Here is a 13,140-nt window from a genome sequence, read left to right as displayed (position 1 = left end):
CGAGGAGACCGCATGGCCACGCTCCGGAATCCGATCCTCACCGGCTTCCACCCCGATCCCTCGATCGTGCGCGTCGGCGACGACTATTACATCGCCACTTCGACGTTCGAGTGGTGGCCGGGCGTCGCGATCGCGCACTCGCGCGATCTCGTCCACTGGCGCACGCTGCCGCCCGCGCTGACGCGCCCGTCGCAGATCGACCTGCGCGGCCGACCCAATTCCGGTGGCGTGTGGGCTCCGGCGCTGAGCCATGCCGACGGACTGTTCCACCTGATCTACACCGACGTGCGCGGCTGGGCCGGTGATTTCAAGGACGTGCGCAACTACGTGGTGACCGCGCCGGACATCGAGGGGCCGTGGTCGGACCCGGTGCATCTCAACAACTCGGGTTTCGATCCCTCGCTGTTCCACGACGAGGACGGCCGCAAGTGGCTGGTCAACATGGTCTGGGACCACCGCCCGGGCCACGACAGCTTCGGCGGCATCCTGCTGCAGGAGTACGATCCGGTCGCGCGGCAGCTGGTGGGACCGGTGCGCAACATCTTCCGCGGGACCGAACTCGGGCTGGTCGAGGGTCCGCACCTGTATCGGATCGATGGCTGGTACTACCTGCTGGCCGCCGAAGGCGGCACCTTCGCCACGCATGCGGCGACCGTGGCGCGCTCCCGCCGAATCGACGGGCCCTACGAGGCGATGCCGGACGGCCCTCTGCTCACCAGCGCGCACGACGCGGGCCTGCGGCTGCAGTCGGCCGGCCACGGCTCGCTCGTCCAGCATCGCGACGGCACGTGGAGCCTGGTGCACCTGTGCCGGAGGCCGCTGGCGAACGGGCGCGCGATCCTCGGCCGCGAGACGGCGCTGCAGGCGGTTCAGTGGGTCGACGGTTGGCCACGTCTCGCGCATGGCGGACGCCAGCCAGCAGAGACCGCGAGCGTGCCGGACCTTCCCGCGCATCCATGGCCGCCGACGCCGGCGCGCGACGACTTCGACGAGGCATCGCTCGCGCCGCACTGGCAGTCGCCACGCGCGCCGGTTGACCGCGACCTCGCCCGACTCGACGCACGCCCCGGCTTCCTGCGCCTGTACGGCCGGGAGAGCATCGTCTCGCGTTTCGAGCAGAGCCTGGTCGCACGCCGCCAGCAGGCCTTCCATGTCGAGGCGTCGACCTGCGTGGAGTTCTCGCCCGAGGATTTCCAGCAGATGGCCGGCCTGGTCGCGTTCTACAACACCGACGCGTTCTACTACCTGTTCATCACCCACGCGCCCCATTCGCGCCGCTGCCTGGGGCTGATGCGCTGCGAGCGCGGACAGGTGAGCTGGCCGGTCGAGAAGGAAACGCCGCTCGACGATTGCGGACGCGTGCACCTGAAGCTGGTGATCGAAGGCGCGCGGATCCGCTTCGCGTACTCGCGCGACGGCGTTGCATGGCATCCGTTCGGGTGGGAGCAGGATGCCTCGATCCTCTCGGACGAGCACGCCCTGCCCTGCGGCTTTACCGGGAATTTCATCGGGATCGCCTGCCAGGACCTGTCCGGCCGCCGCCTGCACGCGGACTTCGACTGGTTCGAATACCGCGAGATTGCCCACGACCCGGGCGCGTCCGTGCGGCGGCACTGACCCCGCCGGACGACCGGCTCCAGCCCGCGGGCGGCCGCACGCCGCCTGCCGCTATGATCGGCGACGGGCCAGGCGCGTGCCTCCCATTACGTCCTTCCTTGCCACCGGGAGACAGCGTTGACCACCATCGCCGACAGGCGCACGACGTTCCGCCGCATGCATGCATCCGGCTTCTTCCTGCTGCCCAACGCCTGGGATCGCGGCAGCGCCGTGCGGCTGGCGGCGCACGGGTTTTCCGCGATCGCCTCGACCAGCTCCGGTGCCGCGTGGGCGGCGGGGAAGCAGGATGGCGAGATGACGTTGGACGAGGCCCTCGACCACCTGCGACAGCTGGTGGACTCGGTCCCGGTACCGGTCAACGCCGATTTCGAGAACGGGTTTGCCGACGCGCCCGACGCGGTCGCCCGGAACGTCGCCCGGGCCGTGGACACCGGCGTGGCCGCGCTCTCGATCGAGGACTGGTCCGGCAGCGCCATGTACGACACCGCACTGGCAGTGGAGCGGCTGCAGGCGGCGCGCGAGGCGATCGACGCCATCGACCCGACGGTGATGCTGGTGGGCCGGAACGAGAACTTCCGCGTGCCCGGCATGCCGGTCTCCGAGAGCATCGCGCGCGCGGTCGCGTACGCCGACGCGGGCGCCGACTGCCTGTTCGTGCCGTTCCTGCTCGACGCAGGCGCGGTCTCCGAGCTCGTCGCCGCCGTGGCGCCGAAGCCGGTGAACGTGGTGCTGGGCGCGTTCGATGCACGCATCGCCGAGTTCGCCGCGCTCGGGGTACGTCGCTGCAGTACGGGCGGCGGCCTGGCGAAACACGCATGGAACGCGTTCGACGATGCGGCGCGGGCGCTCAGGCATTTCGAGGACGAAGCGAAGGCCTAGCGCACCGGAGCGGCGCCACGGCTAGATCAGCACGCGTGCGGCCGCGGTCGCGGGATCCCCGGTATTGGGCGTGCCCTGCGGCTCGATCAGCAGGATGTGCGCCTCTTCGTCCGCCACCGGGCAGTGCTCGACGCCTCTGGGCACCACGTACAGCTCGCCCGGACCAAGCGAGACCTCGCCATCGCGCAGCAGGATGCGCAACCGCCCGCTGAGCACCAGGAAGAAGTCGTCGGTGTCCTCGTGCACGTGCCAGTTGAACGGACCCCGGGCCTTGACGAGCATCAGGTCGTGGCCGTTGAACTGACCCACCGTGCGCGGCTTGTAATGTTCGTGGAAGGTGCCGAGCTTGCTGGCGAGATTGATCGGTATGTGGGTCATCGGCGGCTCTCGACTCGTCTTGTGGGAATGGGGTTACGCGGGTGGCGCGGGCGGCGCGGTCGCCACGCCCGTGATGGTGTCGTCGTAGTCCTGTCCGCCTACATTGAAGCGGGGCGCGCCGAGGGCTTGAAGCCGGCCCGCCGGTAGAAGCCGATCGCGGCGACGTGGTGGCTCCTCACGCGACGCGCGTCGTGGCGTTGTGTCAGCACAGGAAAGCGCGTTCTACCCGTGACGCTTGGCGCGATCAAGGGCGTGCCGACCCCCACGCTGCGCCTGCCCCCGCTGTTCACCTTGGACCGGAGGTCCGCAGCAGGTCGAGCGTCCGCATATCACGCTCGCCGGCGAAGAAGCGCTGCAGGGCGACATCGAAGGCGGGCTCGCCGGGGCCGGCCAATGAGAACAGCGTCATGCAGGAGCAGAACTTCAGCGCATCGAGCTCGCCGAGAATCACGGCGGCATCGACGTCCCGATGCGACAGCATGGCCCGGGTCGCCTCCCGCAGGCGCGCGCCGAGCACCGGGTGCGCGAGATAGGCGCGGGCCTCGGCGAGGCCGGCAATTCCGTACGTCCAGGAGGTGGCACTCCTGCCGAGCCCCCGGAGCTGGGGAAACACGAACCAGATCCAGTGCGTCCGTTTGTGCCCGGCCTGCAGTTCGCGCAGGGCGCCTGCATAGGCATCTGCCTGCGCGGCGAGGAAGCGTTCCAGGCCCACCGTCGCCGCATCGATCCCATCGCCAGTCGTCGAATCGTCCACCGTGCCCTCCCCAGATCGCCTGCAACGTTCACCTGACGACGTCGACCCGGGCGGTGCCGGACGTGCCATGCCCGCGTGCTTCGCTCGCAACGCGTCCTGCGCCACGCCGGCTCATGCCGCCTGCGTACCGAGCGCCAGCACCGCCCGCGTCCCGCGGCCGGGCACCGAGCTCATGCCCAGCTGCCAGCCGAGGTGTTCGCAGATCCTCGCGAGCAGCTCGAGGCCGATGCCGCCGCCGTCGCGGCCCGTGCCGCGCGCGATCTGCGAGTAGACGCGGGCGATGTCCTCCGGCGCCATGCCGTGCCCCGGGTCCTCGATGCTCAGCACCGCGTCGGGCTCGAGCCGGATCCGGATCGTGCCCTGGTCGCTGTTCTCGATCGCGTTGCGCAGCAGGTTGCCGATCGCCACCTGCACGATCGCGATCGGCGCCACCACCTCGCTCGGGGCCAGCTCCGAGCAGTCGATGTCCAGCTGCTTGCCGGCCATGAGGTACTGATGGTCGGCGACGATCTCGGGCACCAGCTCGTGCAGCGGGATGCGGTCGCTGCTGCGCGCGAGCCGGGCTGGGTCCTTGGCCAGCACCAGCAGCAGCGAGATCAGCTGTTCGACCTCGCGCACGGTGCGATGGGCGCGCAGCACCTGCGCCCGCGCCACGTCGGGCATGCCGGGGTGCTGCAGCGCCAGTTCGGTGGCGCCCGCGATCACCGCCATCGGCGTGCGCAGTTCGTGGCTGGCGGTGTTGATGAAGGTCCGCTCGCGTTCGACGAACCGGGCGTGGCGGTCGAGGTAGCCGTTGAGCGCATCGGCGATCACGAACAGCTCCGCGCTGCCGTGCGGGCCGACGCGCACGCGCTCCCGGGTCGCTTCGGGCTGCAGGGCGGCGATGTCGTCGGCCAGGTCGCGCAGCGGGTGGAACAGGCGCCCGGACGCGACCGAGGCGACCACCAGCGTGGCCACGATCAGCACCAGCGCGCCCAGCGCGGCCCACCGGGTCATCACGGTCTCCAGCACCTCGAAATCGGTGATGTCCAGCGCCAGCGCCAGGCGGCCGACGCCCGGTTCGTCGCGCACCAGCACCGCGCTGGCCCGTCCGTCGACGGGAATATCGTCGTGCAGTCCCGGCGGGAGCGCCGCGACGGCTGCGGGCACGCCGCGCGTGCCGCGGAACAGGCGCAGCGTGCCCGAGTCCTGCCAGCGGTCGTCCACCCCCGCGCGCAGGCGCGCGGCCACCGCATCCAGCTCGGTCGTCAGCAGCGCATCCCAGACCGCGTGCTCGGCCTGTTCGTGCACGTGCGCGACCACCGTGAACAGGAGCGCCGTCGCGAGCGCGGTGTAGGCCAGCAGCCACACGAACACCCGCCGGCCGAGCGAGGCCCTAGCCATGCGTGGCCGCGCCTGCGTCGATGTGCGCGATGCGGTAGCCGGTGCGCGGAAGCGTCTGGATCAGCTTGTCCTGGAACGGGCCGTCCACGCTCCGGCGCAGTTCGTAGATGTGGGAGCGCAGCATGTCGCCGTCGGGGGGATCGTCGCCCCACAGCGCCTGCTCGAGGCGTTCCCGGGTGACCGCGGCGGGGCTGGCCTGCATCAGCACTTCGAGCAGCTTGCGGCAGGCCGGATACAGGTGCAGCGCGCGCCCGCCGCGCGAGGCTTCCAGCGTGTCGAGGTCCAGCGTGAGGTCGTGCACCGAGAGCACCCGGCGACGCTGCCGCCCGTGCGCGCGCGCCACCAGGGCGTCGAGCCGGACTTCCAGCTCCGGCAAGGCGAAGGGCTTGGTGAGGTAGTCGTCGGCGCCGGCGCGGAAGCCGGCGATCTTGTCGGGCAGCTCGTCGCGCGCGGTGAGCATGATCACGGGCACGGCGGAGCCGCATTCGTCGCGCAGGCGGCGCAGCACCTCGCGTCCGTCCAGGCGCGGCAGCATCCAGTCGAGCACGATCGCGTCGTAGGCCTGGGTGGTGGCGAGGTGCAGCCCGGTCACGCCGTCGGGCGCGGCATCGAGGGTGTGGCCCCGGCCCTCGAAGTAGTCGAAGAGATTGGCGGTGAGGCTGCGGTTGTCTTCGATGACCAGCAATCGCATCGGGGCGCACTCGCTCGGGCCGGGACACCGGTGGGGCAGCATGCCGTCGCGCCTGTCGGAGCGCCGTCGGAATTCCCACCATTTTCCTACATCGTGCGCTCCACGCTGTGCGCCCGTCCGCGGTGCCGGCAGCCACATGCCCGATTCCCGAACGCCCCGCATCCCGCGCCGCCACCTGGCGCTGCTGTGGTGGCTCATCGCCCTATCCCTGGCCGCGGGGATCGGCTGGCGCGAGCCCATGCCGCCGGACGAGCCCCGTTTCGCGCTGGCGGCGCGGACGATGGTCGACACCGGCGACTGGCTGTTCCCCCATCGCGGCAGCGAGCTGTACGCGGAGAAGCCGCCGGTGTTCATGTGGCTGCAGGCCGCGGCCTTCGTCCTGGTGCGGGACTGGCGGATCGCGTTCCTGCTGCCGTCGCTGCTGGCGGCGCTGGGCACGCTGTGGCTGTGCGGCGACCTGGCCCGCCGGCTGTGGGGGCGGCGGGCGGTGCGCTGGGCGGTGGGCGGCCTGTTCGTCTGCCTGCAGTTCGCGCTGCAGGCCAAGCGCGGCCAGATCGACATGGTGCTGGTGGCCATGACCACGCTCTCGCTGTGGGCGCTGCTGCGCTACCTGCTGCTCACCCCGCGCGCCTGGCTGCTGGCGCTGGGATGTTTCGCGGCAGGGCTGGGGACGGTGACCAAGGGCGTGGGTTTCCTGCCGCTGCTGGTGTTCGTTCCGTGGGGATGGCTGCGGGCGAAGGGGCGCACACGCCTGCCCGCGCATCCATCCGTGCATGCGCTGGCGGGCGTGGGCGGGTTCCTGGCCGGTGTCGGAACGTGGCTGGCGCCGATGCTCGGCACCGCGCTCGCGTCGGGCGACCCCGCCCTGCTCGCCTACGCGCGCGAAATGCTGCTGCGGCAGACCGGCGAGCGCTACGCCAACGCCTGGCACCACGTGCAGCCGGCCTGGTACTACCTGCAGGCGATGGCGCTGCTGTGGCTGCCGGGCAGCCTGCTGGCGCCGTGGCTGCTGCCGGCGTGGTGGCGACGCGCGCGGCGACTCGATCCGCGCGTGGTGCTGCTGCTGGGCTGGTCGCTGCTGGTGCTCGCGTTCTTCAGCGCCAGTCCGGGCAAGCGCGAGGTCTACGTGCTGCCGATGCTGCCGGCGCTGTGCGTGGCGGCCGCGCCGTTGCTGCCCGGCCTGCTGCGACGCCGCGGCGTACGCGCGGCGCTGTGGGCGTACCTGGCCGTCCTGGCGCTGGGCGCCCTGGGGGCGGGCGCCTGGCTGGCGGGCGCGCCGGTCGAACGCCTGCTGGCGTTGACCCGCGACCGTGGACTCGATGCCGGCGTGCTGCCGCACATGGGCGCCTGGCTGCTGGCGCTGGGCGTGATGGTGTCCGCGGTGCTCGCTTTCGCCCTGCGTTCGCCACGACGGCGGCTGGCGCCTGCCCTGGTGGTGGCGACCGCGCTGCTGTGGACCTGTCATGGCGCCGGCCTGCTGCCCGCGCTCAGCCCCGGCGCATCGGCGCAGGCGCTGATGCAGCGCGTGGGGCGCCGCATCGGACCCGACGCCGAACTCGCGCTGCTGGGCTGGCGCGAACAGCACCTGCTGCAGGCGGACCGGCCCGTCGTCGACTTCGGGTTCAAGCGCCCGCTCGCGACGCAGTGGACCGATGCCGGTCGCTGGCTGCAGGCGGACCCCGCCCGACGCTGGCTGTTCCTCGATGCCGAAGCGCTGGTGCCCTGCCTGGATCGGGCGAAGCTGGTCGCCATCGGCGCGTCCAACCGTCGCCGCTGGCTGCTCGCGCCGGGCGCCGCATGGATCCCGGGCTGCACGCCGTCGGAGGACGCGGCGCCGGCACGCTGAACCCGGGCGCAATGGCGCGCATCCGTTGCACGCGCGCAACGCCGCTTAACCGCGTTCCGACAGCGCTCCGACCGCACTCCGACATGCCCGCCGCGAGCATGCGCCCAACGCCCGGCGCCGCCTTCCGCATGCCCGCTTCCACCCATGCCACCCACGCGGACCACACGGCGATTCCGCTGCCGCCGGCGTCGGCATGGCTCGCGTTGCGATCGCTCGTCGCCCGGCGCCCCGTCGTGCAGGTGGAATGGCTGGCCGCGGCGGCGGCGGTGTACTTCACCGTGTTCGCCAACGGCGTGTTCTGGCGCGCCGCGGTGACCGATGTCACGCACTGGCGCTGGGCGCTCTCGCTCGCGCTGATCGTGGTGTCGATCCACGGCCTGTGGCTGTCCGCGCTGCTGTGGGGACCGGCCGCGCGGATCGTGCTGAGCGCGCTGGTCCTGGTCTCCGCCCTCGCCGGCCACTACATGTCGGCCTACGGCATCTACATCGACGCGGACATGGTGCGCAACGTACTGGCCACCGATGCGCGCGAGGCCGGCGAACTGGCGGGAGCCGACCTGCTGCGTCCGCTGCTGCTGGCCCTGCCCGCGCTGGTGGTGGTGTGGCGCATCCGCCTGCAGCGGCGGCCGTGGCGCCGCGCGCTGCGCGCGCGCATCCGGCTGGCGCTGGCGATGGCGCTCGTCGGCGTGGCCGGCGCGCTGCCGTCGCTGCAGCCGCTGACCGCGTTCGTGCGCAACCATCGCGAGGTGCGCTACCTGGTCACCCCGGCCAACGTGCTGGTGTCGCTGGCCAAGGTGGTGAGCGAGGCACCGCCCGGCAGCGCTCACGCGCAGCTGCCCATCGGCGAGGACGCGATGCAGGTGCCAGCGGCCACCATGCGCCGGCCGCGCCTGCTGGTGCTGGTGGTGGGCGAGACCGCGCGCGCCGCGAACTGGGGACTCAACGGCTATACCCGCCAGACCACGCCGGAGCTGGCGCGTCGCCACGACGTGCTCAACTTCCCCGACGTCACCGCCTGCGGCAGCAGCACCGAGGTCTCGCTGCCATGCATGTTCTCGCCCTGGGGGCGGGGCCGGTACGACGAGCAGGCGATCCGCGGCCACCAGTCGCTGCTGCACGTGCTGCAGCGGGCGGGCGTCGCGACGCTGTGGCGGGACAACCAGTCGGGCTGCAAGGGCGTGTGCGACGGCCTGCCGAACGAAGATGCACGCACCCTGGCGGAGGCGGGCCACTGCGGGGGCGGGCGCTGCCACGACGAGGTGCTGCTCGACCGCCTCGCCGAGGCGGTCAGACGCCAGCGCGGCGACCAGGTAGTGGTGCTGCACATGCTCGGCAACCACGGGCCGAACTATTTCGAGCGCTATCCCCACCGCTTCCGTCGCTACGCGCCGGTGTGCGCCACCTCCGACCTGGGGCAGTGCACGCGCGCGCAGATCACCAATGCCTACGACAACGCGCTGCTGTACACCGACCACGTGCTGGCCGAGGCGATCGACCGCCTGGACGCGCTGAAGGATTACGACGCGGCGCTGCTGTACGTGTCGGACCACGGCGAGTCGCTGGGCGAGAAGGGTCTCTACCTGCACGGCATGCCCTATGCGATCGCGCCGGCCGAACAGCTGCAGGTGCCGATGGTGGCGTGGTTCTCGGACCGCTGGCGACGGTCGACCGGCATCGACGGGGCCTGCCTGCAGCGGCAGGCCGCGGGCCACTACAGCCACGACCACCTGTTCCATACCGTGCTCGGGCTGACCGACGTTCGCACCGCGCTGTACCGGCCCGGTGCCGACATCTTCCGCGCGTGCCGGCCGGCGCCGGCGGGGAGCGCCTCATGACCTCGCTTTCGGTGGTTGTGCCTGCGTTCAACGAGCGCGAGAACATCGCGCCGCTGGTGCACGAGATCGTGCGCCACCTGCGCGGGCGGATCGCGTTCGAGGTCGTCTGCGTCGACGACCGCTCCGACGATGGCACCCGCGACGTGCTCGCGCGGCTGACGGGCGAGGTGCCGGAACTGCGGGTGTTCGCGCACCAGCGCCGCAGCGGCCAGAGCGCGGCGATCCGCACCGGCGTGAAGCAGGCGCAGTCGGCCTGGATCGCGACCCTCGACGGCGACGGCCAGAACGATCCGGCCGACATCCTGCGCCTGCTCGAGGCGCGCGACCGCGCCGACCCGCGCACCCGGCTGTTCGCGGGCTGGCGGGTGGACCGCCAGGACTCGGCCGGCAAGCGCTGGGCCTCGCGCTGGGCCAACGGCATCCGCCGGCGGCTGCTGCACGACGCCACGCCCGACACCGGCTGCGGCATCAAGCTGTTCGAGCGCGCGGCCTTCCTCGACCTGCCCTACTTCGACCACATGCACCGCTACCTGCCGGCGCTGATGCAGCGCGCGGGCTGGGCGACGGCGAGCATCCCGGTCGCGCATCGGCCCCGCCGCTGGGGGCGCTCGAAGTACGGCAACCTCGGTCGCGCGCTGGTGGGACTGCGCGACCTGTTCGGCGTGTCCTGGCTGATCAGCCGCAGCCACGTGACCGCGGTCAGCGAGATCCGCGGCGGAGGTGCAGGATGAGCGCGCTCGACCAGGAAATCCTGTGGCTGGGCTGGACCGGCCTGCACGTCACGCCTTGGAAGCTGATCGGCCTGACCGGCGCGGGCATGTTCGGCGCACGCTGGCTGGTGCAGGCGCTGGCTTCGTATCGCGCCGGGCGCCCCGTGATTCCGCGACTGTTCTGGTACATGAGCCTGGCCGGCAGCCTCATGGCGCTGTCGTACTTCCTGTTCTCGGCCAAGCAGGACGCGGTGGGCGTGCTGCAGAACCTGCTGCCCGCCGCGACCGCCGCCTACAGCCTGTACCTCGACATCCGCGCGCGCCGGCAGCGCCTTCCCACGGGGGGACAGCTGTCGCACCAGCCGCGCTGAGCGGGGTCACCGGCCAGCAGGCCGACGCCGTGCGTCGGCGCGGCAGGTGGAGCCGCGACACGGGCCACGCGGCGCAGCGCGATGCCGGTCGCGCCGCTCACCGCGGCACGAGCTCCAGCGCCTCTACCACCGCGTTGTCGTCCAGCCGCCACAACTTCACCGTGTGCCGGCCGGCAGGCAGCGGTTCGAACTCCGCGGACAGCTCCACGCGGTTGTCGATGACCGCCGCGTACCAGCGTTTCTGGCCTTCGGTTTCGGCGCCGCCGCCAGTGGGTTCGAGGTCGGAGACCAGGGTCTGCACCGGGCCGTCGTCGAGCGATACGCCGATGCGCACGCCGCCACGACCGACCGTATCCAGGGTCGGCGCCAGGCGCAGGCGCAGTTCGATGCCCCGGTTCTCCGGCAGGGTCACGTCGTATTCCGCGCGCGGCGCCGCCGGCGGCGTGGTCGGCGGCCGGCCCTGCGGCAGCGCCACGAGGCCCGCGCGACCCTGGCCGAGATCGGGAACAGGGGACCAGGCGATGCCACCCGCGGCGACGCCGCGATCGACATCGACGGCGTCGATGCGGATCGGGCCGGCGCCGGACTCGGGATCCACGAACACCGCGCGCGCGTTGCGCATCTTCTCCGGCACGTCGCCCGCGGTGCGGATCAGCACCGGCGGGTTCTGCCGCACCGGGTCGTTCCAGATCACGTAGTTCGTGTGCACCTGGGACATCATTTTGTCCCACTTGCCGTCCAGCAGCGTGTGGTACTCGCGCACCAGTTCGGCATCGCGCGCATACGCGCGTTCGGCCTGCTCGAGGAACACATTGCCGCGCGGATCGAAGCGCGCGGCCAGGCGCTGGTTCCAGGCGGTGGCGAAGTACATCTCGTAGAGGTTCGCCACCGCCTGGATCGGATAGTCCACCAGCTGGAAGAAGGCCGGCCGCGCCGCCTCCGGCACGCGCGGCCGCACTGCATCGAGCCGGGCGGCGAGCGCGCGCCAGTCCTCCACGATCCCGCTCCACTCGCCGCGCACCAGCACGTCGGGACGGATCTCGCCCAGCGCATAGGTGCCCTCGTTCACCAGCTCCGGCTTGCGACGCGCCGCCAGCCGGGAGTACTCCGTCATCAAGGCGCCGACCTCCGCGCCCAGTTCCGCGCCGAACTGCTGCGCCGCCCAGTCTTCGGGATAGGCCGCCAGCGCCTCGGGCGTCATGCGCTCCGGCGCCCAGGCCATGTCCATGAAGAAGTCGAGCGGATACTCGACCGGCTTGATGTCGCCGACGTTCACGATCCAGATGTCGCGCGCGCCGCGCTGCCAGGCCAGGTCCATCTGCTGCCAGACCTTGCCGATCTGGTTGGTGTTGAGCCACTTGTAGTTGCGCGGCACGCCCACGTAGTCGAAGTGGTAGTACACGCCGAAGCCGCCGGCACGCTCGAGGTCGCGCGTGGGCAGGCGCCGGATCTGGCCCCAGTTGTCGTCGGCGAACAGCAGGGTGACGTCGTCGGGAACGGTCATGCCCTGGTCGTAGTAGTCCTGCACTTCCTTGTACAGCGCCCACATCTGCGGCACCTCGGACGCGGGCCTGCCGGTGACCTCCTCGATCAGGCGGCGCTGGTCGGCCACCACCCGCTCCAGCAGGTCGGTCGCGGTGCCTTCGCTCATCGGCGCGTCGCCGTCGCCGCGCATGCCGATCGTCAGCAGGTTCTCGTGCATGCCGCCGCCGGGACCGCGCATCATGCGCTCCAGGCCGCCGCGCCAGAACGTGCGCAGGTTCCGGCCGTTGCGCGCGTAGTCCCACTCGCCGCCGGTGGAAGGATCGTCCTCGAGGCGGTGCCACTCGGCCTGCGCGCGCGTGAGCGGTTCGTGGTGCGAGGTACCCATCACCACGCCCATCTCGTGCGCCAGCGCCGCGCTGCGCGGATCGTCCAGGTGGAAGGACTTGGGCGCCCACATCGCCGGCCACAGGTAGTTGCCCTTGAGTCGCAGCAGCAGTTCGAACACGTGCGCGTACATGTCGGCATTGACGCCGCCGAACTTCTTCTCTGCCCAGCCGCTGAGCGCCGGGTCCTCGTCGTTGATGAAGAAGCCGCGGTAGCGCACGCCGGGGCGGTCGCTGCGTTCGCCCGCGGTGACACGCACGGTCGGGCGCCGCGTCACCGGCACGTCGGCGAACCAGTGCCAGGGCGAGACGCCGATGCGCTCGGACAGGTCAAAAGTACCGAACACCGCGCCGCGCCGGTCCGACCCGGCGATCACCAGCGCCTGCGCCACGCCCGGCCAGGGCCGGTCGACCACGGCGAGCTGGAACGCCTCCCACTGTCCACCGATGTCATCGAGACGCAGCTTGCCGGCGGCCACGAGGCCGTCGATCCACTCGCTGTCGCCCTGCACGCCGACCACGACGACCGGTCCGTCGACGCCGTCGGCCGCGGTCAGCACGTCCGGTGCCGAACCGCCGACGCGGCCGAGGTCTTCCGCCAGCGAAGCGGCTACCCGACGCACCGCGGAGTCGGCACCGGCATCCACCAGCACCGTGGCCGGCACGCCGCCGTCGAGCAGCGCGAAGTCGCCCCGGGTGGCGCGTTCGCAGATCGTCGCGGGCGTGTCGCAGGCCAGGGCGGCGCCACTGGCGAACAGGACGGATGCGAGCCACCAGGCGCGCAGGCCAGGCCGTGTCTTCAAGGTCT

11 protein-coding genes are annotated in these 13,140 nt (G+C 71.7%); 6 read left to right on the top strand and 5 right to left on the bottom strand.

Features of this window, described 5'->3' with window-relative positions; translation table 11 throughout:
- Positions 1–12 precede the first annotated feature (12 nt).
- Together QFW80_RS09030 and QFW80_RS09025 are read left to right on the top strand one after the other, a co-directional pair.
- A complete protein-coding gene (locus QFW80_RS09030) occupies positions 13–1,617 on the top strand; it encodes a glycoside hydrolase family 43 protein (RefSeq protein ID WP_280601443.1) in 1,605 nt (534 codons plus the stop codon).
- 117 nt (positions 1,618–1,734) lie between these two features.
- Positions 1,735–2,496 (top strand): isocitrate lyase/PEP mutase family protein, encoded by a 762-nt coding sequence (locus tag QFW80_RS09025; RefSeq protein WP_280601441.1) that lies wholly within the window; start codon positions 1,735–1,737, stop codon positions 2,494–2,496.
- Between the two features lie 21 nt (positions 2,497–2,517).
- On the opposite strand, the gene QFW80_RS09020 is transcribed toward QFW80_RS09025, so the two are convergent.
- The 4 genes from QFW80_RS09020 to QFW80_RS09005 all read right to left on the bottom strand — a co-directional run bounded on the left by QFW80_RS09020 (position 2,518) and on the right by QFW80_RS09005 (position 5,702).
- The gene (locus QFW80_RS09020; protein ID WP_280601439.1) at positions 2,518–2,874 is read right to left on the bottom strand and encodes a cupin domain-containing protein; all 357 of its coding nucleotides are present in this window, start codon (positions 2,872–2,874) and stop codon (positions 2,518–2,520) included.
- Positions 2,875–3,160: 286 nt separating this feature from the next.
- Positions 3,161–3,628 carry a DUF1810 domain-containing protein gene (locus tag QFW80_RS09015; protein ID WP_280601438.1) on the bottom strand — a complete coding sequence of 156 codons (468 nt, stop codon included), beginning with the start codon at positions 3,626–3,628 and terminating at the stop codon, positions 3,161–3,163.
- A gap of 111 nt (positions 3,629–3,739) precedes the next feature.
- Complete coding sequence (locus QFW80_RS09010; protein WP_280601436.1) at positions 3,740–5,011, bottom strand: sensor histidine kinase; 1,272 nt, start codon at positions 5,009–5,011, stop codon at positions 3,740–3,742.
- Positions 5,004–5,702 carry a response regulator transcription factor gene (locus tag QFW80_RS09005; protein ID WP_280601434.1) on the bottom strand — a complete coding sequence of 233 codons (699 nt, stop codon included), beginning with the start codon at positions 5,700–5,702 and terminating at the stop codon, positions 5,004–5,006. The genes QFW80_RS09010 and QFW80_RS09005 overlap by 8 nt, the downstream gene beginning before the upstream one ends.
- A gap of 136 nt (positions 5,703–5,838) precedes the next feature.
- On the opposite strand from QFW80_RS09005, the gene QFW80_RS09000 reads away from it, so the two are divergent.
- From QFW80_RS09000 to QFW80_RS08985, 4 genes are all read left to right on the top strand, one after another.
- Positions 5,839–7,548, top strand: a complete 1,710-nt coding sequence (locus QFW80_RS09000) for an ArnT family glycosyltransferase (RefSeq protein ID WP_280601432.1) — start codon at positions 5,839–5,841, stop codon at positions 7,546–7,548.
- Between the two features lie 128 nt (positions 7,549–7,676).
- Complete coding sequence (locus tag QFW80_RS08995; protein ID WP_280601431.1) at positions 7,677–9,383, top strand: phosphoethanolamine transferase; 1,707 nt, start codon at positions 7,677–7,679, stop codon at positions 9,381–9,383.
- A complete protein-coding gene (locus tag QFW80_RS08990; RefSeq protein WP_280601430.1) occupies positions 9,380–10,114 on the top strand; it encodes a glycosyltransferase family 2 protein in 735 nt (244 codons plus the stop codon). Before QFW80_RS08995 ends, QFW80_RS08990 begins: the two co-directional genes overlap by 4 nt.
- Complete coding sequence (locus QFW80_RS08985) at positions 10,111–10,464, top strand: lipid-A-disaccharide synthase N-terminal domain-containing protein (RefSeq protein ID WP_280601428.1); 354 nt, start codon at positions 10,111–10,113, stop codon at positions 10,462–10,464. The genes QFW80_RS08990 and QFW80_RS08985 overlap by 4 nt, the downstream gene beginning before the upstream one ends.
- 97 nt (positions 10,465–10,561) lie before the next feature.
- Here the strand turns inward: QFW80_RS08985 and QFW80_RS08980 are convergent, their stop codons facing one another.
- A complete protein-coding gene (locus tag QFW80_RS08980; RefSeq protein ID WP_280601427.1) occupies positions 10,562–13,135 on the bottom strand; it encodes a glycosyl hydrolase 115 family protein in 2,574 nt (857 codons plus the stop codon).
- Positions 13,136–13,140 lie beyond the last annotated feature (5 nt).

The organism is Luteimonas rhizosphaericola, assembly GCF_029888045.1.
GTDB classification, from domain to species: domain Bacteria; phylum Pseudomonadota; class Gammaproteobacteria; order Xanthomonadales; family Xanthomonadaceae; genus Luteimonas; species Luteimonas rhizosphaericola.
This window is presented reverse-complemented; position numbering and strand designations above follow the sequence as displayed.

Excerpts from the sequence above, each read along its gene's own strand:
- QFW80_RS09000 (WP_280601432.1), top strand. The coding sequence starts at position 5,839 with ATGCCCGATTCCCGAACGCCCCGCATCCCGCGCCGCCACCTGGCGCTG.
- QFW80_RS08995 (WP_280601431.1), top strand. The coding sequence starts at position 7,677 with ATGCCCGCTTCCACCCATGCCACCCACGCGGACCACACGGCGATTCCG.
- QFW80_RS09005 (WP_280601434.1), bottom strand. The coding sequence starts at position 5,702 with ATGCGATTGCTGGTCATCGAAGACAACCGCAGCCTCACCGCCAATCTC.
- QFW80_RS09010 (WP_280601436.1), bottom strand. The coding sequence starts at position 5,011 with ATGGCTAGGGCCTCGCTCGGCCGGCGGGTGTTCGTGTGGCTGCTGGCC.
- QFW80_RS09020 (WP_280601439.1), bottom strand. The coding sequence starts at position 2,874 with ATGACCCACATACCGATCAATCTCGCCAGCAAGCTCGGCACCTTCCAC.
- QFW80_RS09030 (WP_280601443.1), top strand. The coding sequence starts at position 13 with ATGGCCACGCTCCGGAATCCGATCCTCACCGGCTTCCACCCCGATCCC.
- QFW80_RS08985 (WP_280601428.1), top strand. The coding sequence starts at position 10,111 with ATGAGCGCGCTCGACCAGGAAATCCTGTGGCTGGGCTGGACCGGCCTG.
- QFW80_RS08990 (WP_280601430.1), top strand. The coding sequence starts at position 9,380 with ATGACCTCGCTTTCGGTGGTTGTGCCTGCGTTCAACGAGCGCGAGAAC.